A 19,907-nucleotide genomic window follows, 5' to 3' on the forward strand; every position below is an offset into this window, starting at 1 on the left:
CTCGCAAGCTGCGTTAGCGAAAGCCCCGCCGCTCCCGAATCAAGGTATAGGCATTGTGCAATTCGCGAGTTCGCTCAGTCGCTTCGCGAACCTCTACCGCCGTTGCCCCGGCTCCAGCCTGCTTGTCCGGATGGTGCTTGCTGAGCAGCCTTCGATATGCCCGCTTGATCGCTTGCGGCTCGGTGTCTGGGCGCACATCGAGCAAACGCAATGCTTGCTCGTAAGCACCGCCCAGGTTGCTAGGCGCGCCCTGCCGCCGGCTGGCGTGATGGTCCTGGGCGGCAACCGCTACCGAGTCCCAGCCCATCCACTTCCCCCAGAGCATTATCAATTCGTGCTCCCGGGCATCGATGTGCCCTTGCGCCCTCGCCATCCGCCAGCAGGCCTGCAGGATTGCCTTCGCCTCACTCTCGCGCCCACGCATGCGCTGCAAGGGTTCACGCAGGCCGTCCCCGCTGGACTTCCCGCGGTAGAACGCATCTATCGCAGCCCGCTGCTGGTCAGGCGTCAACCGTAAACGCTGCATTTCGCTGCGCGCGGCCTGGATGTGTGCCTCGCTGATCCGGCCGCTGCTCTTGGCCAATCGCCCCAGCAGAAAGAACAGCAGCTCGCTGCCCTGCATCACGGGTTTGGCACGGCCCAGCCGCTGGCGCAAACTCGCCCATGAATCGATGCCCAGACGGCGATCCAGTACCTGCCCGATCAAGGCGCCAAGCAAGGCCCCTGGAATGCTTGCCAGTAACCAGCCTGCGAGGGCGCCTAATATCGTGACCGGCCAGAACATCTATTTTTCCGCCTCCAGCATGCGCTCAACCTCAGCGAGACGCTCGTGCGTGCCGACATCGATCCAGCGCCCGCAATAGTGCTCACCGCCGACCTGCCCGATGGCCATGGCCTTCCGTAGCAAGGGCGCGAGTTTGAACGCGCCGGGAACACATCCGTCGAACAGTTGGGGGGCAAGTACAGCGATGCCGCTGTAGGTAAGCGCTTCGCTAGGATCGTCTCGCACATAGCCCTCTATCAGGCTGAAATCACCGCTGGGATGGTGCTCGGGATTGTCCACCAGCACCAGGTGCGCCAAGCCCTTAAGCGGGCGTCTGAGATTCTGGAAGTCATAATCCGTCCAGATATCACCATTGACCACCAGAAAGGGCTCGTGCCCCAGCAATGGCAGCGCACGGTGGATACCACCACCGGTTTCCAGCGGCTCGCCTTCAGGCGAATAAGCGATGCGTACTCCCAGTCCGCTGCCGTCACCTAGATAGGCTTCGATCTGCTCGCCCAGCCAAGCATGGTTGATTACCAGCTCATCGAATCCCGCGTCGGCCAGCGCGCGGATGTGGTATTCGATCAGCGGCATCCCTCCGGCCCTCACCAGCGGTTTTGGCGTGTGTAGCGTTAGGGGACGTAGGCGCTCACCCTTTCCGGCCGCCAGAATCATTGCCTTCATGATGGAGCCTCTTCACTAGGCAACCGCTGCAGCAACAGCTTCAGGTCAGCCAGCTCGGGGCGACGAGCGAGTACCGTATCGAGATAGGCAAAGAAACGTGGCACATCAGCCAGGTAGCGCGGCTTGCCATCACGGTGACAAATGCGCGCGAAGATGCCGATTACCTTGAGGTGGCGCTGCAAGCCCATCAGATCGCTGGCACGGTGAAACGCTTCGAAACTGTCCTGCACTGGTATGCCCCGGGTGCGAGCAGCGTCCCAGTAGCCCTGTAGCCAGCCAGTCACCCGATCTTCAGGCCAGCTGAGAAAGGCATCCTTGAACAACGAGGTAATGTCGTAGGTGACCGGGCCGATCACTGCATCCTGAAAATCCAGTACCCCGGGGTTGGGCTGGCTGACCATCAGGTTGCGCGGCATGTAGTCGCGGTGCACCAGCACGGTTGGCTGCGCCAGCGCCGAGTCGATCAGCACGTGGCAGGTTTTCTCCCATAACTGCTGCTCGTCGGCCGTGAAGCTGTGGCCCAGATGCCCTTGCACGTACCACTCAGGGAATAGCTGCAGCTCGCGGCGCAGCAGCGCTTCGTCATAACAAGGCAGTACCCCTGGATTTGCGTTCGCCTGGAACGTCAGCAGTGCCGAGATGGCATCCGCGAACAACTCATCAGCATTATCGCTGTTGATCACGTCCAGGTAGGTCTGCCGCCCGAGATCGCCGAGCAGCAGGAATCCCTGTTCTAGGTCGGCGCAGAGAATCTCCGGGACGTGAACGCCCGCGTCAGCAAGTATTGAGGCGATCTCCACGAAGGGCCGACAGTTCTCCTGTGGCGGTGGCGCGTCCATCACAATGAAGCTGCGCTGCTCTGCCTCCCAGCGGAAATACCGTCGGAAACTGGCATCGCTGCTGGCTGCGACCAAAGACACCTCCGGCACTTCGCCCCAGCCACGGCGAGTGAATAGCTCTTGCACAGTTGGCTGCAGCCAAGCGTTGAGGTCCAGCAGACGTTGATCATGTTGCGGCATTTCAGGGGCTCTCCACGGCGCTAGCCGATAGGCGGGTCATGCTTTATTATCCAGCATCTTTTTCAGCCCATCGAGAGGCGTGCGGCCCAGCCCGGCCGATGGCTCGCCGTAGCACGGACCAATAAAACAAGATGGCAGTCAAATATCCCGCTTTTCGTAAAAAATTCCCTCTATTGGTTACCGGCAGTTTGCTCGCGCTGCAACCCGTAGCGACGCCTCTGGTTTTTGCGGCCGAACAGTTCGCCTGCCAACCTGGCGCTGGAGGCGGCTGGGACTGTGCTTCGGATGCCGCCAGCCCCGCGCTGCCGCCTCGGCCGGTCCATCGCGGAAGTGCAGCGAGTGAAGAGTCTGCTCCTGCACCGCGCGCCACCAAGGCCGAACGCCCGGTGGCCACGACCAAGTTGGTCACCGAGAGCAGGGGCCGCGCCCTGGCATCCCGTAGCGCCGACTACAGCCACCTGGATTGGGTGCCGCGTGATCAACTGACCAACGCGCAGCTGGCCGAGACAGGCCCTTACTGCGCTGGCACCTATGTTGAACCGAACCGGCCCGGTCAGTTCGACAATACGCCGATGAGCGAGGCCCCGACCTACGTTTCGGCAAAAGCCACGCGCTACGAGCAGCAGCAGGAAGTCGCGACCCTTGCCGGTGAAGTGGTTCTGCGTCAGGGCAGTATCCAGGCGGAAGCCGACGAAGCCAGCCTTTACCAGCTGGAGAACCGCGGCGAGCTGAAGGGTAATGTCCGCTTGCGCAACCGTGGTTCCTTGTTGGTAGGTGATCGCGCCGAGCTGTTCCTCGACACCGGTGAAGCTCAAGTCGAAAACGCCGAATACGTGGTTCACGAAGGCAAGGTCCGCGGAAGCGCGGAATACGCGAAACGCACCGACGACGCGATCATCCGCCTGAAGGACGGGACTTACACCCGATGTGAGCCAGGCGACAATGACTGGTATCTGCAGGGCAACAACGTCACCCTCAACCCGGCGACTGGTTTCGGCTCAGCGACCAACGTGACGCTACGGGTCAAGGGCGTACCGGTGTTCTATACGCCTTACATCTACTTCCCGATTGATGACCGTCGTCAGTCCGGCTTCCTCGCACCGAGTATCAGTTCCTCCAGCGATACCGGGCTGTCGTTGGTGACGCCCTACTATTTCAACCTGGCGCCCAATTTCGACGCCACGCTCTACCCGAATTACATGACCGATCGTGGCCTGCTGATGGAAGGTGAGTTCCGCTACCTGACCCGCAGCAGCGAAGGGCAGTTCGGCGCTGCCTACCTGAACGACAGCAACGATGATCGCAAGCTTCAGTCGGAGTCCGAAGACAAGCGATGGATGTATAGCTGGCAGCATCGCACTGGGCTGGATAGTCGCTGGCTCGCTGAGGCCGACTACACCGATATCAGCGATCCCTATTATTTTCAGGACCTCAGTACGAACCTGAACATAAACCAGGCGGATCACCTGGACCAACGCGGTACCCTTACCTATCGCGCGCCGTCCTACACGGCCCGCCTCAATGTGCATGCTTACGAGCGCGCCACCATTGCTGACGTGACCCCGTACGAGCGCCTGCCTCAGCTGACACTGGACGGTGCTCTGCCGTTTCAGCCGGGCGGGCTTCGGTTTGCCTATAACACCGAATTCGTCAGTTTCCAGCGCAGCCTGCGCAGCGGCAACTTCATCAATGACGACGGTAATCCTGAACGCTGGTACGACGATCGCCTCGCCGGCCTGACTCGCGCCGAGGGTGAACGGCTGCACCTGGAGCCTGGGGTCAGCCTTCCGCTGGACTGGAGCTGGGGCTTCATCAAGCCTTCGGTGAAGTACGCATACACCAAGTACGACCTGACGCTGGACAACACCGGCCGCAGCCAGGTGACCGACTTCAACGGATCGCCTGATCGCAGCGTGCCGATTTTCAGCGTCGACAGCGGCCTGTACTTCGACCGCGACACCCAGTGGTTCGGCAAGGACTACCGCCAAACACTCGAACCACGCATGTTCTACCTGTACGTTCCCGAGGAAGATCAAGACGACATTCCGGTTTTCGATACCGGCGAGAACACCTTCAGCTATTCATCGCTCTGGCGGGACAACCGCTTTTCAGGCAGGGACCGTATCGGTGACGCCAATCAGCTCTCGCTGGGCGTGACCAACCGCTGGATCGAGCCGAACGGACTGGAGCGGCAGCGTTTCAGCATTGGCCAGACTGTCTACTTCCGTGACCGTAAAGTTCAGCTGCCGGACCTTCAGGACCGCCCGGGCTCCACGTCGGATGTATCTCCATACGCCCTCGAATACATGTTCCGCTTCAACCGTGACTGGCACTTCACCTCGACCTTCAACTGGGATCCGGACGAAGGCCAGACTCAATCGGGCAGCGCGATGTTCCATTACCAGCCGGCCAACGATCCACGCAAGATCGTCAACCTGGGTTATCGCTACCGCAACGACACCGTGCGCTTCGACCAAGCCACGGGCCGGTGGACGTATGGCGGCGATTACGGCACTCCCGGAACGCCCGAATACATCAAGGATTACTACAAGATCAACCAGCACGACATTTCCACAATCTGGCCAATCGTGCCGCAGTGGAGCGTGATCGCACGCTGGCAGCATGACTACAGCCGCAACCGTACATTGGAAGCCTTCGGCGGCTTCGAGTACGACAATTGCTGCTGGAAACTGCGCTTGATCAACCGCTACTGGATCGATTACGACGAAACCAGTCTCAACCCATCGCAGAATGATGAGCCGGACAACGGCATCTTCCTGCAAATCGTCCTCAAGGGACTCGGCGGCGTGTTCGGCAGCTCCACCGAGACATTCCTCGACGAAGGCATACAAGGCTACCGTGAACGTGAAGATCAAGCTTTCTGATTTCCTGCGCCCTCTTCTGGCGGGTGCGCTACTGCTAGGCAGTGTGACTGCCGTTACCACCGCAGCGGCCGAGGTTCGGCAGCTCGACCGTATCGTCGCGATCGTCGACAACGACGTGATCATGCAGAGCCAACTGGACCAGCGTATTCGCGAGGTCCAGCAGACCATCGAGAAACGTGGCGCCGAGATGCCGCCGGCGGACGTGATGCAACAGCAGGTTCTCGAGCGATTGATTACCGAGAACTTGCAGCTGCAGATCGGCGAACGCTCTGGTATCCGCATTTCCGACGAAGAGCTGAACCAGGCCATGGGCACCATTGCCCAGCGTAACAACATGACTCTCGACCAGTTCCGGGCTGCCCTTGAGCGTGACGGCTTGAGCCTCGATACGGCCCGCGAGCAGATTCGCCGCGAAATGGTCATCAGCCGAGTACGGCAGCGTCGGATCGCAGAACGCGTTCAGGTATCGAATCAGGAGGTGGAAAACTTCCTGGCATCCGACCTCGGCAAAATGCAGTTGTCTGAGGAATATCGACTGGCGAATATTCTGATCCCTGTCCCGGAATCAGCTGACTCGGCGACCATCGAAACGGCTGAGAAGCTGGCAATGGACACCTACCAGCAGCTTCAGCAAGGCGCCGACTTCGCCACGCTCGCCGCCTCGCGCTCGGCCAGTGAGAACGCACTCGAAGGCGGCGATATGGGTTGGCGCAAAGCAGCGCAACTGCCGCCACCGTTCGATACCGAAGTCAGCGCCATGTCGGTTGGCGATGTGACTCAGCCTGTGCGTACACCGCCCGGCTTCATCCTCCTCAAGGTACTCGAGAAGCGTGGCGGTGATACCCAGGTGCGTGACGAGATTCATGTCCGCCATATCCTGATCAAGCCCAGCCAGATCCGCAGCGAAGAGGAAAGCCGTCGCCTCATCGAGCGGCTACGCGACCGAATTATTGCCGGCGAAAGCTTTGCCGATCTGGCGAAAAACTTCTCCGAAGACCCAGGCTCCGCGCTCAACGGCGGTGATCTGAACTGGGTAGACCCCAGTTCGCTGGTTCCGGAATTCCAGGAAGTCATGGCCAACACACCTGGCGGACAGTTGTCCGAGCCGTTCAAGACGCCTTACGGCTGGCATATTCTTGAAGTGCTAGGCCGCCGCGCCACCGACGCCAGCGAAGAAGTACGCGAGCAACAGGCGCTATCCCTTCTTCGCAATCGCAAATACGAAGAAGAGTTGCAGAATTGGCTGCGCCAGATTCGCGACGAAGCCTACGTCGAAATCAAGATCTGATCGCCACGGCCGCGCTGGCCGAGCATCCGATTTGCCTCAGCGGGCCGGCCATGCGGCTGGCCCGTTTCATTTCACCAGCCTGACGATACCAACATGACCGCCAAACGCTTCGCCCTCACTCCCGGCGAACCCGCCGGTATCGGTCCTGACCTCTGCCTGCTGCTTTCGCGCGACCGCCATCCCCACGCATTGATCGCCGTTGCCAGCAGCGAACTGATGCGAACCCGCGCCTTGGAGCTCGCACTGAATATAGATTTGCTCCAAGTCGAGCCCGGTAGCTGGCCAAGCGAGGCCGCTCCAGCGGGCAGCCTTTATGTCTGGGATACGCAACTCGTCACACCAGCGGTATCCGGTCAGCTCGATGCGCTCAACGCAGGCTACGTATTGGAAACCTTGAAGCGCGCAGGCAATGGATGCCTCGATGGGGCATTTGCGGGCATGATCACCGCCCCTGTACATAAAGGCATCATCAACGAGGCGGGTATCCCCTTCTCGGGCCACACCGAGTTTCTCGCCGAGCTGACCAATACCCATCAGGTAGTGATGATGCTGGCAACGCGAGGCCTGCGGGTCGCGCTGGTGACAACGCATCTTCCGCTGAAGGATGTCCCCGCCGCCATCACGGCAGAACGCCTGCAGCGTGTAACCCGCATCCTTCACAAGGATCTGGTGGAGAAGTTCGGTATCGCCAAGCCACGCATCCTCGTCTGCGGACTCAACCCGCACGCCGGCGAAGGCGGGCATCTAGGCCGGGAGGAGATAGACATCATCGAACCAACACTGGAACTGCTCCGGGGTGAAGGCATCGAGCTGGTCGGCCCGCTACCCGCCGACACCTTGTTCACGCCCAAGCATCTGGATAGCTGCGATGCGGTACTGGCGATGTATCACGATCAGGGCTTGCCTGTGCTCAAGTACAAGGGCTTTGGCGCGGCAGTCAACGTCACCCTCGGCCTGCCGATCGTTCGCACCTCGGTCGATCACGGGACGGCTCTTGATCTCGCAGGGACCGGGCGAATTGATATCGGTAGTCTGCAAGTGGCATTGGAGACGGCTTATCAGATGGCAAGATAGTCGTGGGCAAACAGGCATCTGAGTTAACACGCTGGCGCGCTCACCCGAGCATCACTTAGGACAGCATCGACGGCACTCGCTCGTGTGCCAGCGAAGGCCTGGCTTTTCCCCGGTCCTAGAGTCCGATATACGGCAATGGCAAAAGCAGCAACCACCCCAGCCTGTTAAACTGCGAACCTTTTCTTCAGCCTCGAAGCGTCATGCTTCCGGCTGCACCTGGGTACTGCTGTCCATGTCCGAGAACTATCAACACCGGGCGCGCAAGCGTTTCGGCCAGAACTTCCTCCACGATGCCGGCGTGATTCATCGAATCCTGCGCGCCATCCATGCCAAACCGGGTGAGCGCATTGTCGAGATCGGACCGGGCCAGGGCGCTTTGACCGAAGGCCTGCTGGATAGCGACGCTCATCTGGACGTGGTCGAGCTCGATCTGGACCTGATACCGATCCTTCAGCAGAAGTTCGCCGAGCGAGAGAACTTCGCCCTCAATCAGGGCGATGCACTGAAATTCGACTTTTCGCAGTTGAGCCAGGAGCTCGCCAGCCTGCGCATCGTCGGCAATCTGCCCTATAACATCTCGACCCCGCTGATCTTCCACCTGCTTGCACATGCATCTCTAATTCGCGACATGCATTTCATGCTCCAGAAGGAGGTGGTCGAACGTCTCGCGGCGGAGCCGGGCGGCGGTGACTGGGGAAGGTTGTCGATCATGGTGCAGTACCACTGCCGAGTCGAACATCTGTTCAATGTCGGGCCGGGGGCATTCAACCCTGCCCCGAAAGTCGAATCCGCCATTGTTCGCCTAGTCCCTCACGAGGTACTACCGCACCCGGCGCGCGACCACCGCCACCTGGAAACGGTGGTCCGCCAAGCTTTCAATCAGCGTCGCAAGACACTGCGAAACACCCTCAAGGGCCTACTGGACGCAGATGCCATCGCGGCCGCAGACGTAGATGGCAGCCTTCGCCCGGAACAGCTGGACCTGGCAGCGTTCGTAAGATTGTCAGATCAACTTTCCGCCCGTAGCTGAAGGCGAAGCCCACCCGCAGGAGGCAACATGCCTGAAGACCGCCGCTACTGGATTGATGTCAGCGTCAGTCCGACCTATCTGGCAGACCAGTCGCAACCGGAACAAAATCGTTTTGCCTTTGCCTACAGGGTAACGATAGAAAACAAAGGTCAGCTGATTGCTCAGCTGTTGTCTCGCCATTGGGTCATCACCGACGGCGACGGTCAGGTGCAGGAAGTTCGAGGCGATGGCGTAGTGGGTGAGCAGCCGGTGATTGCGCCAGGCCAGCGACATGTCTATACCAGTGGGACCTTGATGGCATCACGCGTCGGCACCATGCAAGGCAGCTACCAGATGCTCGCCGAAGATGGACACCGCTTTGACGCTACCATCGCGCCTTTCCGGCTGGCCGTCCCCGGAGCTTTGCATTGACTACCTATGCCGTCGGCGACCTGCAGGGTTGCCTTGAGCCGCTCAAATGCCTGCTGAACCGCGTCGACTTCAGCCCTTCGCGGGACTGCCTGTGGCTCGCTGGGGATCTGGTCAATAGAGGCCCACAATCGCTTGAGTCCCTGCGTTTCGCTCGTGATCTTGGAAGCTCGGGCGTTACCGTTCTAGGCAACCATGACCTCCATCTGCTCGCCGTCGCGCATAAGGTCGAGCGAATGAAGAAGTCAGATACGCTCCAGCCGATCCTCGACGCACCCGACCGGGCCGATCTGATTTTCTGGCTTCGACAGCAGAAGCTCATTCATCACGATGCCGAACGCGAAGTCACCATGGTGCATGCAGGTATTCCACCGCAGTGGTCTGTTAGCAAGTCCCTTCGCCGCGCAGCGGAAGTTGAGCAAGCGCTTCGCGACGATGCCACGCTGCAGCCTTTCCTCGATGGTATGTATGGCAACCAGCCCGCCAAATGGAACAAGGATCTACATGGCGTGCCGCGGCTTAGGTTGATCACCAATTACTTCACCCGCATGCGTTTCTGCAAAGCAGACGGGACACTCGACCTTGAAGCAAAGGAGGGTCTCGATTCGGCGCCGGACGGTTTTGCGCCCTGGTTCAGCCATCCGACCCGTAAGGCCCGAGGCGCAAAGATCATCTTTGGGCATTGGGCGGCACTGGAAGGTCATTGCGACGAGCCAAACGTGTATGCGCTGGACACCGGCTGCGTGTGGGGCAACTCCATGACATTGATGAACATCGATAGCAACGAACTGCACCACTGCGACTGCGAGGCCAATCCATGACCGACTTCAAACGCATATCTCCGGAGCAGGCCCAGGCCCTGCGCGACCAAGGTGGTGTGGTGGTCGACATCCGTGACGCACACAGCTACGCGAACGGTCACATCACAGGATCAACGCACCTGGACAACCAGTCCCTGCCAGACTTTATTGCTGCTGCGGATCTCGATCATCCACTGATCGTCACCTGCTATCACGGCAACTCGAGCCAGAGCGCTGCTGCTTACCTGATTCATCAGGGTTTCTCCGATGTGTACAGCCTCGATGGCGGCTTCGAGTTGTGGCACCAAACCTTCCCGCAACACGTCGATCGAGACGATCAGCAATAAAATAAAAATTCTTCGCTCAGACGCCGCGTAAACCGCGGCCTTGCGCGTTTCATCCGACGAAACGCAGCGGTAAATATCCCCCTCTTCCCTTGAATTTGCTGAATCCGAACTATCCTTCAGTTCAGGCCATCCACACAGGTAATGCCGTCCATCGGCCAACGGCCTCAGGTTTCGACCATCAGGTGTTCGGGGGAACTCCACAGGCCGAGAAGTCGGCCGTACCTGAATGCATGATGACAACACCGGCTCCGAGCATCGTCCGAGGTGAAGTCAATGAGCATTTTCAGCCATTTCCAGCAACGATTCGAAGCAACTCGCCAAGAGGAATATTCGCTCCAGGAATACCTCGACCTGTGCAAGGAAGACCGGGGCACCTACGCAACTGCAGCCGAGCGCCTGTTGATGGCCATTGGCGAACCCGAGCTGATCGACACTTCGAACGACTCGCGACTGTCGCGGATTTTTTCCAATAAGGTCATTCGGCGATACCCGGCGTTCGAAGACTTCCATGGCATGGAAGATTGCATCGATCAGATCGTCTCCTACTTTCGCCATGCCGCTCAGGGGCTGGAGGAAAAGAAACAGATCCTCTATCTATTGGGGCCGGTAGGCGGCGGTAAGTCGTCATTAGCCGAGAAGCTCAAGCAGCTGATGGAGCGCGTTCCGTTCTACGCGATCAAGGGATCACCCGTATTCGAGTCGCCGCTGGGGCTGTTCAACCCAGCCGAAGACGCGCAGATTCTGGAAGAAGATTACGGTATCCCCCGGCGCTACCTCAGCTCGATCATGTCGCCCTGGGCCACCAAGCGCCTGCAGGAGTTCGGCGGCGACATCAGCCAGTTCCGCGTGGTCAAGCTGTATCCATCGATCCTCAATCAGATCGCGATCGCCAAGACCGAGCCGGGCGATGAGAACAACCAGGACATCTCGGCTCTGGTCGGCAAGGTGGATATCCGCAAGCTTGAGGAATTTCCGCAGAATGACGCCGATGCCTACAGCTACTCGGGTGCACTGTGCCGGGCCAACCAGGGCATGATGGAATTCGTGGAGATGTTCAAAGCGCCGATCAAAGTGCTGCATCCACTGCTGACCGCCACCCAGGAAGGCAACTACAACAGCACCGAAGGGCTCGGTGCGATTCCCTACAACGGCATTCTGCTGGCCCACTCTAACGAGTCGGAATGGCACACCTTCCGCAACAACAAGAACAACGAAGCCTTCATCGACCGAATTTACATCGTCAAGGTGCCGTATTGCCTGCGTGTAAGCGACGAGATCAAGATCTACGACAAACTGCTATTCAACAGTTCCCTTTCGAAAGCTCACTGCGCGCCCGACACGCTGAAAATGCTGGCGCAGTTCTCGGTGCTCAGTCGCCTGAAGGAGCCGGAAAACTCCAACATCTACTCCAAGATGCGGGTATACGACGGCGAGAACCTGAAGGACACCGACCCCAAGGCCAAGTCCATCCAGGAATATCGCGATACAGCCGGCGTTGACGAGGGCATGAACGGGCTTTCCACCCGCTTCGCCTTCAAGATCCTGTCCAAGGTGTTCAACTTCGATCCGCACGAAATCGCGGCAAACCCGGTGCATCTGCTTTACGTACTGGAGCAACAGATCGAGCAGGAACAGTTCCCGGCCGAGGTACGCGAGCGCTATTTGCGTTTCATCAAGGAGTACCTGGCGCCGCGCTACGTAGATTTCATCGGCAAGGAAATCCAGACCGCTTATCTTGAGTCCTATAGCGAGTACGGCCAGAACATCTTCGATCGTTACGTGCTCTATGCGGACTTCTGGATTCAGGATCAGGAGTATCGCGATCCTGAGACTGGCGAGATCCTCAACCGCGCCGCACTGAACGAGGAGCTGGAGAAGATCGAGAAGCCGGCCGGCATCAGCAATCCAAAAGACTTCCGCAACGAGATCGTCAACTTCGTACTACGCGCCCGCGCCAACAACAACGGCAAGAATCCGTCATGGCTGAGTTACGAGAAGCTGCGCGTGGTGATCGAGAAAAAGATGTTCTCCAACACCGAAGACCTGCTGCCAGTCATCAGCTTCAACGCCAAGGCAAGCAAGGAGGATCAGAAGAAGCACAACGACTTCGTCGTGCGGATGGTCGAGCGCGGCTATACCGAGAAGCAGGTTCGTTTGCTTTCGGAGTGGTACCTGCGGGTGCGCAAATCGCAGTAGAGCAATCAAGCGGCAAGCTTAGAGCGACAAGCCGTTCCTTCGCGCCGATGATCCGGCAATCCGGTGATCCGGCGCGAAACTGATTTTCCGCACGGCCAGCTTCCAGCTTGTAGCTCAGAGCTTGTGGCTGGCCCCGGAGGGGCCCATGAGTTATGTGATCGACCGCCGTCTGAACGGCAAGAACAAAAGCACGGTCAATCGCCAGCGTTTTTTGCAGCGATACCGAGGGCACATCAAGAAAGCGGTTGAAGAAGCCGTCGGGCGTCGCTCCATTACTGACATGGAGCATGGCGAGCAGATCAGCATTCCCGGCCGTGATATCGACGAGCCGATCCTGCATCACGGCCGTGGTGGTCGGCAGACCATCGTCCATCCCGGCAACAAGGAATTCATCGCCGGTGAGCGCATACCCCGCCCGCAAGGTGGCGGCGGCGGGCAAGGCGCTGGCCAGGCCAGCAATAGCGGCGAAGGCATGGACGACTTCGTGTTTCAGATCACCCAGGAAGAGTTTCTGGACTTCATGTTCGAGGATCTGGAGCTTCCGAATCTGGTCAAGCGGCACCTGACCGGCACCGACACCTTCAAGACCGTTCGCGCCGGGATCAGCAATGAGGGCAATCCGTCACGCATCAATATCGTTCGCACCCTGCGCTCCGCTCACGCTCGCCGGATTGCGCTGTCAGGCAGCAGCCGCGCCAAGCTGCGGGAGGTAAAAGCCGAGCTGGCGAGGCTCAAGCTAGAAGAGCCTGCCAACTTCACAGACATCCAGGCAGCAGAGGAAGAAATCGAACGGCTCAGCGCGCGCATTCATCGCGTGCCGTTTCTGGACACCTTCGACCTCAAATACAACCTGCTGGTCAAACACCCAAACCCGAGTTCCAAAGCGGTGATGTTCTGCCTGATGGACGTCTCCGGCTCCATGACACAGGCCACCAAGGATATTGCCAAACGCTTCTTCATCCTGTTGTACCTGTTCCTCAAGCGGAACTACGACAAGATCGAAGTCGTGTTCATCCGCCATCACACCAGTGCCAAGGAAGTCGACGAGGAAGAGTTCTTCTACTCCCGGGAAACCGGCGGCACCATCGTCTCGAGCGCATTGAAAATGATGCAGGAGATAATGGCCGAGCGGTATCCAGCCAACGAGTGGAACATTTACGCCGCACAAGCTTCCGACGGTGACAACTGGAATGACGACTCACCTGTATGCAGGGACATCCTGATCAACCAGATCATGCCGTTCGTCCAGTATTTCTCTTACGTGGAAATCACCCCGCGCGAACATCAGGCGCTGTGGTACGAATACAACCAGGTGGCCGAGGCCTTCGGTGACTCGTTCGCCCAGCAGCAGTTGGTAACCGCGGGAGACATCTATCCGGTGTTCCGCGAGCTCTTCCAGCGGCGCATGGCTAGCTGAGGTACGCAGCATGAAACGACAGCCCATTTCCACAGGCTCGGAATGGACCTTCGAGCTGATCCGCACCTACGACCGCGAGATCGGACGCATTGCCGAGCGCTATGCGCTAGACACCTATCCCAACCAGATCGAGGTCATCACCGCCGAGCAGATGATGGATGCCTACGCATCGGTAGGCATGCCGCTGGGCTATCACCACTGGTCCTACGGCAAGCATTTTCTCAGCACGGAGAAATCCTACACCCGCGGCCAGATGGGCCTGGCCTACGAGATCGTGATCAATTCCGACCCCTGCATCGCGTACCTGATGGAAGAGAACACCATCACCATGCAGGCGTTGGTGATCGCTCATGCCAGCTACGGCCACAACAGTTTCTTCAAGGGCAATTACCTCTTCCGGACCTGGACAGATGCCAGCTCGATAATCGATTACCTAGTGTTTGCCAAGCAGTACATCATGCAGTGCGAGGAGCGCCATGGGATCGACGCCGTAGAGGATCTACTCGATTCCTGTCATGCCCTGATGAACTATGGCGTTGACCGTTACAAGCGCCCCTATCCCATTTCCGCTGAAGAGGAGCGGCGCCGGCAAAAGGATCGTGAAGAACACTTGCAAAAGCAGATCAACGATCTCTGGCGGACCATTCCCAAGCTTGGCGACAAAGGTGACGAGCGTCAGCAGGATCAGCGTTTTCCGGCCGAGCCACAGGAGAACATCCTCTACTTCGTCGAGAAACACGCACCGCTTCTGGAGCCATGGCAGCGCGAAGTGGTGAGGATCGTGCGAAAGATCGCGCAGTACTTTTACCCACAGCGCCAGACCCAAGTCATGAATGAAGGCTGGGCCACGTTCTGGCACTACACGCTGATCAACGATCTGTACGACGAGGGCCTGGTGACCGACGGCTTCATGATGGAATTTCTGCAGTCGCACACCAGCGTGATCTATCAACCCGGCTTCGACAGTCCTTACTACAGCGGCATCAACCCTTACACACTGGGGTTCGCCATGTACCAGGACATCAGGCGCATCTGCGAACATCCTACGGACGAGGACAAGCACTGGTTCCCAGACATCGCTGGCCGTGATTGGCTGACCACCGTTAAATTCGCCATGAACAACTTCAAGGATGAAAGCTTCATCCTGCAATTCCTTTCGCCCAAGGTGATACGCGACCTCAAGCTATTCAGCATCCTCGACGACGACCACAAGGACGAACTCCTGGTGCCAGCCATTCATGACGAAAGCGGATATCGCACAATCCGTGAATTGCTGGCAGCGCAATACAACCTTGGCAACCGAGAACCGAATGTGCAGGTCTGGAGCGTCGACCGCCGCGGAGATCGCTCGCTCACCCTTCGCCACCAGCAACACGACCGCAAACCCCTGGGCGGCTCAACCGACGAAGTGCTCAAGCACTTGCATAGGCTCTGGGGGTTCGACGTACATCTGCAATCGATGCAAGACGACAAGTTGATCGCAACGCACCATATGCCACCACGGGTCGAGCCGGATCCCGAAGCCAAGTTTCCCGGCATGAATCTGGCCCTTCCGCCGATCTGAACCAGCCGCCCCTCGGCACTGGCCCAAGCATTACGGCTTGCCGCCACGGGGCTTTGGTTTATCCTCCGCCGCAACGGAGGTTACATGCAAATCTATAAAGTCGGCGGAGCAGTACGTGACCGGTTACTGGGGCGCCCTGTGACCGAAGTGGATTGGGTGGTGGTGGGATCGAGCGCCGAGGAAATGCAGGCGGATGGATATCGCCCGGTGGGCGCAGATTTTCCGGTGTTTCTGCACCCAGCCACGGGCGAGGAATATGCGCTCGCCCGAACGGAGCGCAAGAGCGGTCGTGGTTATGGCGGATTCACCTTCTACGCCAGCCCCGACGTCACGCTGGAAGAGGATCTTACCCGCCGGGATCTGACCATCAATGCCATGGCCGAGGATGAACACGGCCACGTCATCGACCCCTTTGGGGGCCAGACCGACCTCGATGCCCGTCAGCTGCGGCACGTTTCCGCGGCGTTTGCTGAGGACCCGCTTAGAGTGTTGCGCGTCGCCCGTTTTGCTGCACGTTATGCCGACCTCGGATTTAGCGTCGCACCTGAAACGCAGGCTCTGATGCGTCAGCTCGCGACCTCTGGCGAGCTCCAGGCGCTGACTCCAGAACGCAGCTGGAAAGAGATTTCACGCGCGTTGATGGAGCCCAGCCCAGACGTATTCATCGAGGTATTGCGTGACTGCGGTGCGTTTGAAGAGCTGTTCCCGGAGGTTGAGGCGCTGTTCAACAAGCCGGACGAGGTCGAAAAATCTACAACGTGCATGGGCCAACAGGTTCTTCGAGCTCTGCGTCAATGCGCGATTAACGAGCAGCCTCTCGCTGTGCGCTGGGCCTGCATGCTTAAACATTTAGCCCAAATCGAGCAGCCCGATTCACCACGAGGCAGAGGTCGCTTACACCTGATTGAAGCGCTCAACACACGCTTCAAGGTCCCGCGAGATTGCCAGGAACTGGCCTTATTGACAGGTGAGTTTCATGAGCATGCCCAGGATTGCCTGCAGCTTCCTGCCGAGACGCTGCATGACATGCTCCAACACTTCGACATCTACCGTCGTCCTGAGCGGTTCGAGCAATTTATTGCTGCCTGTGAGATGGATGCGACGAGCCGGTCAGGCAATGAACCTCAGAACTATCCGCAGGCCCACTATCTACGCGGTGCTGCCAAAGCAGCCCGCGCAGTACAAGCGAAGCCGTTGATTGATCAAGGTTACAAAGGAGCAGATCTGGGGGAGGCGCTCAAGCGCGAGCGCCTGGCGGCAGTGCGGCATTATCAGCGCAATCACCTGGAGAACTAGATTCGCCTGAAAACTGACGAATCAAACGATTGCCGCCTAGCCCTTCCCATGGCTCAGGATCAGCATGGGCGGTGTCAGTTCCTGGCCTTTCCAGCGAAACGGCACCGGCCACAACTGCTGCTCGATCGTCGATGTCTGCCATAAATCAGCGAAGCTGCGCCCCGCCCGCGGATGGCTCAAGTCTGGTACCAACAGCGACAGCGGCCACAGCACGAAGGCGTTCTTCAACGTCTCCGGCCGCGGCAGCTCAAGGCCGTGGTAATTGCCCATGAGATCGCCGTACATCAGCACATCGATATCCAGCGGCAAGCCCTTTCGATCTGGGGCATAGCGGCCATTATCTGCCTCGATAAACTTGAGGCGACGGTCCAGTTCGGTCAACGACAGTGCCGTAGTGCCGGATACGACCAAGTTGTAGAAATTGTCACCCTTATAGCCAACCGCAAGGCTTTCGAAGACTGGTGAACAATGCATGTCGCCGAGCATTTGCTCCAGCGCATCGAGCCCGGCCGTCAGATTCTGTTCCCGGCGCGCGTTGCTGCCGAGCCCCAGCAATACGCGAGTCAGCGACATCCGCGTTCGATCTCCACACCTAGCGCCTTAGCGCGCATATTCACGCCCGGCTTGGTCACACGCAGCCGCAGCCAGGGAATTCCGAATTGGCTCATGAGAGCGGAAGCTAGCCGCTCAGCAAAGGTTTCGACCAGCTCGAAGCGCGACGCCTGAGCAAAATGATCGATGGCGGCGGTCACCTGCGCATAGTCCAGCGCCTTATCCAGCTCGTCGTTCACCGCAGCCGGACGGACGTCCCAACCCAAGGCTAGATCCAGGCGCAAGCACTGCCGAATCCCTCGCTCCCAATCATAAGCGCCAATCAGCGTATCCACTTCCAGCCCTTCGATGAAAACTGTATCCACGCAACGTCCTCCCACGGCACGACAACTCAACGACGGGCCGTTAGACTCAGGAGCTCCCTGCCCCGGATGGATGCCATGTTCTGGCAATTAGTACTGCTCGCCTATCTGACCGGCTCGCTGTCATTCGCCATTCTACTCAGTCGCCTGGCCGGCGCGCCTGACCCGAGGGCTGGCGGTTCGGGAAATCCCGGCGCCACCAACATGCTCAGGCTGGCCGGAAAAGGGCTCGCCATCAGCACGCTGATAGGCGACCTGCTCAAGGGGTATCTGCCTGTTCTGCTCGCCGCAATGCTCGGCCTGACCATCGAGCAGCAGGCTTGGGTCGGGCTTGCAGCAGTGTTGGGACACCTCTATCCACTCTACTTTCGTTTCCGTGGAGGCAAGGGCGTCGCCACCACGGCCGGCACACTGCTCGGGCTGCATCCACCAACCGCAGCGTTGGCCCTCATCATCTGGCTGGTTGTTTTCAAAGTGAAGCGCACCAGCTCACTGGCTGCACTCGCCGCGCTACCGCTCTGCCTGCCCCTGCTTGCCTGGCAACAGCCGGAAGCGCTACTGCCCATGACACTGCTGGCCGCGCTTATTGTCTGGCGTCACCGGAGTAATCTGCGTGATCTGTCAGTAGGCAAAGAGCGGCACTTCTAATCTCAGCCGGCATTCATATCGCCGGCAGCGTTTCCATCGGCCAACGTGCCTGCACCGAAATTTCAGGGCCATCGGTCTGGCCAGCCAGTAAACGCTGGCATCCGGCATACGCAATCATTGCTCCGTTATCTGTGCAGAAGCGGGGACGCGCATAAAACACCTGCCCGTTCAGCTCAGCGAGCATCGTCTCCAAGCTACTGCGCAATGCGGTATTGGCGCTCACGCCGCCAGCTATAACCAAGCTCTTCAAGCCCGTTTGCTTCAGTGCACGTCGGCACTTAATGGTCAACGTTTCCACCACAGCCTGCTGGAAGGCCAGTGCGACATCGCAGCGGGTCTGCTCACCGTCGTCACCAGCGTTCCGGCAGCTTTGCCAGGTTGTCAGGGTGGAAGTCTTGAGCCCGCTAAAGCTGAAGTCCAACCCTGGCCGATCTGTCATAGGGCGGGGGAAAACAAAGCGCCCGGCAGTACCCCGCTCGGCCAGCAAGGCTATCTCCGGGCCACCGGGGTAACGCAGCCCCATGAGTTTCGCTGTCTTGTCGAAGGCTTCACCGGCCGCATCGTCAACCGACTCTCCCAGCAGCTCGTAGCGACCTATCCCATCCACCCGGACCAGTTGCGTGTGCCCACCCGATACAAGTAGAGCCACGAAAGGGAACGCCGGAGGCTGCGCCTCGAGCATTGGCGCCAGCAGATGCCCTTCCATATGATGCACACCCACTGCAGGCACGCCCCAGGCAAATGCCATCGCCTGTGCACACGAGGCACCAACCAGCAAGGCACCAACCAGACCGGGGCCGGCGGTATAGGCCACTGCATCGATCTGGCTCGATTCACGGCCCGCTTCGGCAAGCACTTGGCGAATCAATGGCAGCATTCGTTTGACGTGATCTCGCGACGCCAGCTCCGGCACTACGCCGCCGTAGACCCGGTGCAGATCGATCTGACTGAACAGTGCGTCTGACAAGAGCCCTAGCTCGCTGTCATAGAGCGCGACCCCGGTCTCATCACATGAAGTTTCCAGCCCCAGCACCAGCATGGGCACGACCCTTTCAAAGAAGCGAATGAAGCCGCGCATAATAATCGCCGTGGCCAGCGACCGACCAGCGCTTTTCGATCAGGGGGCTTTGCATTCCGGGCGGCAAGGCGTTAACATCCGCAACCCTTAAAACCAGCGTGCTCGCCTATTTGCCGAAGCGCGTTGTAACCGGTAAACAAGTGAAGGTACGTCCTGGATGCCCAACGTTAAAGTTAAAGAGAACGAACCATTCGACGTAGCTCTGCGTCGCTTCAAGCGTTCTTGCGAAAAGGCCGGTGTTCTGGCCGAAGTCCGCAGCCGTGAGTTCTACGAAAAGCCAACTGCCGAGCGCAAGCGTAAAGCTGCTGCCGCAGTTAAGCGTCACGCCAAGAAAGTGCAGCGCGAACAGCGCCGCAGCGTTCGCCTGTACTGATCCAGTACAGCTGACGCTGCATCAAGCCCGGCCAAAGCCGGGTTTTGCATTTGAAAAAGACTCCGCTTCGCCGGCCGGCGAATGGTCGGAGTTTTTTTCATTCCGGCCTGAACACTGCGA

Annotated in this window: 19 protein-coding genes; 13 read left to right on the forward strand and 6 right to left on the reverse strand. The window is 59.0% G+C overall.

Translation table 11 applies throughout. The features are described 5' to 3' along the window. Nucleotides 1-13: 13 nt before the first annotated feature. The 3 genes from EA797_RS15810 to EA797_RS15820 are packed head-to-tail and all read right to left on the reverse strand — an operon-like array spanning nucleotide 14 to nucleotide 2,469. The gene (locus EA797_RS15810) at nucleotides 14-784 is read right to left on the reverse strand and encodes a TerB family tellurite resistance protein (RefSeq protein WP_122166929.1); all 771 of its coding nucleotides are present in this window, start codon (nucleotides 782-784) and stop codon (nucleotides 14-16) included. Continuing rightward, on the reverse strand, nucleotides 785-1,450 hold the full coding sequence (murU, locus tag EA797_RS15815; protein WP_122166930.1) for an N-acetylmuramate alpha-1-phosphate uridylyltransferase MurU: 666 nt from the start codon (nucleotides 1,448-1,450) through the stop codon (nucleotides 785-787). It lies immediately after the preceding gene. Next, nucleotides 1,447-2,469 carry an aminoglycoside phosphotransferase family protein gene (locus EA797_RS15820; RefSeq protein WP_122166932.1) on the reverse strand — a complete coding sequence of 341 codons (1,023 nt, stop codon included), beginning with the start codon at nucleotides 2,467-2,469 and terminating at the stop codon, nucleotides 1,447-1,449. The genes murU and EA797_RS15820 overlap by 4 nt, the downstream gene beginning before the upstream one ends. Before the next feature lie 131 nt (nucleotides 2,470-2,600). Here EA797_RS15820 and EA797_RS15825 point away from each other — a divergent pair, with 131 nt between their 5' ends. The 11 genes from EA797_RS15825 to EA797_RS15875 all read left to right on the forward strand — a co-directional run bounded on the left by EA797_RS15825 (nucleotide 2,601) and on the right by EA797_RS15875 (nucleotide 16,774). Further along, the gene (locus EA797_RS15825; RefSeq protein ID WP_122166934.1) at nucleotides 2,601-5,354 is read left to right on the forward strand and encodes an LPS-assembly protein LptD; all 2,754 of its coding nucleotides are present in this window, start codon (nucleotides 2,601-2,603) and stop codon (nucleotides 5,352-5,354) included. Continuing rightward, a complete protein-coding gene (locus EA797_RS15830) occupies nucleotides 5,335-6,642 on the forward strand; it encodes a peptidylprolyl isomerase (protein WP_122167368.1) in 1,308 nt (435 codons plus the stop codon). The genes EA797_RS15825 and EA797_RS15830 overlap by 20 nt, the downstream gene beginning before the upstream one ends. Before the next feature lie 93 nt (nucleotides 6,643-6,735). Beyond that, complete coding sequence (gene pdxA, locus EA797_RS15835; protein WP_122166936.1) at nucleotides 6,736-7,716, forward strand: 4-hydroxythreonine-4-phosphate dehydrogenase PdxA; 981 nt, start codon at nucleotides 6,736-6,738, stop codon at nucleotides 7,714-7,716. A gap of 232 nt (nucleotides 7,717-7,948) precedes the next feature. Next, nucleotides 7,949-8,746: a 16S rRNA (adenine(1518)-N(6)/adenine(1519)-N(6))-dimethyltransferase RsmA gene (gene rsmA / locus EA797_RS15840; RefSeq protein ID WP_122166937.1), complete on the forward strand. Its 798-nt coding sequence runs from the start codon at nucleotides 7,949-7,951 to the stop codon at nucleotides 8,744-8,746. A gap of 27 nt (nucleotides 8,747-8,773) precedes the next feature. Then, a complete protein-coding gene (apaG, locus tag EA797_RS15845; RefSeq protein WP_122166939.1) occupies nucleotides 8,774-9,157 on the forward strand; it encodes a Co2+/Mg2+ efflux protein ApaG in 384 nt (127 codons plus the stop codon). Continuing rightward, nucleotides 9,154-9,975, forward strand: coding sequence for a symmetrical bis(5'-nucleosyl)-tetraphosphatase (locus tag EA797_RS15850; RefSeq protein WP_122166941.1), 822 nt, complete (start codon nucleotides 9,154-9,156; stop codon nucleotides 9,973-9,975). Before apaG ends, EA797_RS15850 begins: the two co-directional genes overlap by 4 nt. Further along, the gene (glpE, locus tag EA797_RS15855) at nucleotides 9,972-10,301 is read left to right on the forward strand and encodes a thiosulfate sulfurtransferase GlpE (protein ID WP_122166943.1); all 330 of its coding nucleotides are present in this window, start codon (nucleotides 9,972-9,974) and stop codon (nucleotides 10,299-10,301) included. Before EA797_RS15850 ends, glpE begins: the two co-directional genes overlap by 4 nt. A 273-nt stretch (nucleotides 10,302-10,574) precedes the next feature. Continuing rightward, nucleotides 10,575-12,497, forward strand: coding sequence for a PrkA family serine protein kinase (locus EA797_RS15860; protein ID WP_122166945.1), 1,923 nt, complete (start codon nucleotides 10,575-10,577; stop codon nucleotides 12,495-12,497). A 145-nt stretch (nucleotides 12,498-12,642) separates the two neighbouring features. Further along, nucleotides 12,643-13,914, forward strand: a complete 1,272-nt coding sequence (locus EA797_RS15865; protein WP_122166947.1) for a YeaH/YhbH family protein — start codon at nucleotides 12,643-12,645, stop codon at nucleotides 13,912-13,914. Between the two features lie 10 nt (nucleotides 13,915-13,924). Further along, on the forward strand, nucleotides 13,925-15,478 hold the full coding sequence (locus EA797_RS15870; protein ID WP_122166949.1) for a SpoVR family protein: 1,554 nt from the start codon (nucleotides 13,925-13,927) through the stop codon (nucleotides 15,476-15,478). A gap of 84 nt (nucleotides 15,479-15,562) precedes the next feature. Then, nucleotides 15,563-16,774, forward strand: coding sequence for a multifunctional CCA addition/repair protein (locus EA797_RS15875; RefSeq protein ID WP_122166951.1), 1,212 nt, complete (start codon nucleotides 15,563-15,565; stop codon nucleotides 16,772-16,774). A 36-nt stretch (nucleotides 16,775-16,810) separates the two neighbouring features. Here the strand turns inward: EA797_RS15875 and folK are convergent, their stop codons facing one another. Both folK and folB read right to left on the reverse strand, forming a co-directional pair. Next, complete coding sequence (gene folK / locus EA797_RS15880; RefSeq protein ID WP_122166953.1) at nucleotides 16,811-17,347, reverse strand: 2-amino-4-hydroxy-6-hydroxymethyldihydropteridine diphosphokinase; 537 nt, start codon at nucleotides 17,345-17,347, stop codon at nucleotides 16,811-16,813. Beyond that, complete coding sequence (gene folB / locus EA797_RS15885; RefSeq protein WP_122166955.1) at nucleotides 17,338-17,691, reverse strand: dihydroneopterin aldolase; 354 nt, start codon at nucleotides 17,689-17,691, stop codon at nucleotides 17,338-17,340. The genes folK and folB overlap by 10 nt, the downstream gene beginning before the upstream one ends. 75 nt (nucleotides 17,692-17,766) lie before the next feature. Here folB and plsY point away from each other — a divergent pair, with 75 nt between their 5' ends. Further along, the gene (gene plsY / locus EA797_RS15890; protein WP_122167370.1) at nucleotides 17,767-18,336 is read left to right on the forward strand and encodes a glycerol-3-phosphate 1-O-acyltransferase PlsY; all 570 of its coding nucleotides are present in this window, start codon (nucleotides 17,767-17,769) and stop codon (nucleotides 18,334-18,336) included. A gap of 13 nt (nucleotides 18,337-18,349) precedes the next feature. Here the strand turns inward: plsY and tsaD are convergent, their stop codons facing one another. After that, the gene (gene tsaD, locus EA797_RS15895) at nucleotides 18,350-19,375 is read right to left on the reverse strand and encodes a tRNA (adenosine(37)-N6)-threonylcarbamoyltransferase complex transferase subunit TsaD (protein WP_122167372.1); all 1,026 of its coding nucleotides are present in this window, start codon (nucleotides 19,373-19,375) and stop codon (nucleotides 18,350-18,352) included. Between the two features lie 196 nt (nucleotides 19,376-19,571). Here tsaD and rpsU point away from each other — a divergent pair, with 196 nt between their 5' ends. Then, entirely contained in the window at nucleotides 19,572-19,787 is a 216-nt protein-coding gene (rpsU, locus tag EA797_RS15900) for a 30S ribosomal protein S21 (RefSeq protein WP_003283508.1), read from the forward strand. Nucleotides 19,788-19,907 lie beyond the last annotated feature (120 nt).

Origin of the sequence: Stutzerimonas zhaodongensis, from assembly GCF_003696365.1 — a bacterium.
In the GTDB taxonomy this organism is placed as follows: domain Bacteria; phylum Pseudomonadota; class Gammaproteobacteria; order Pseudomonadales; family Pseudomonadaceae; genus Stutzerimonas; species Stutzerimonas zhaodongensis.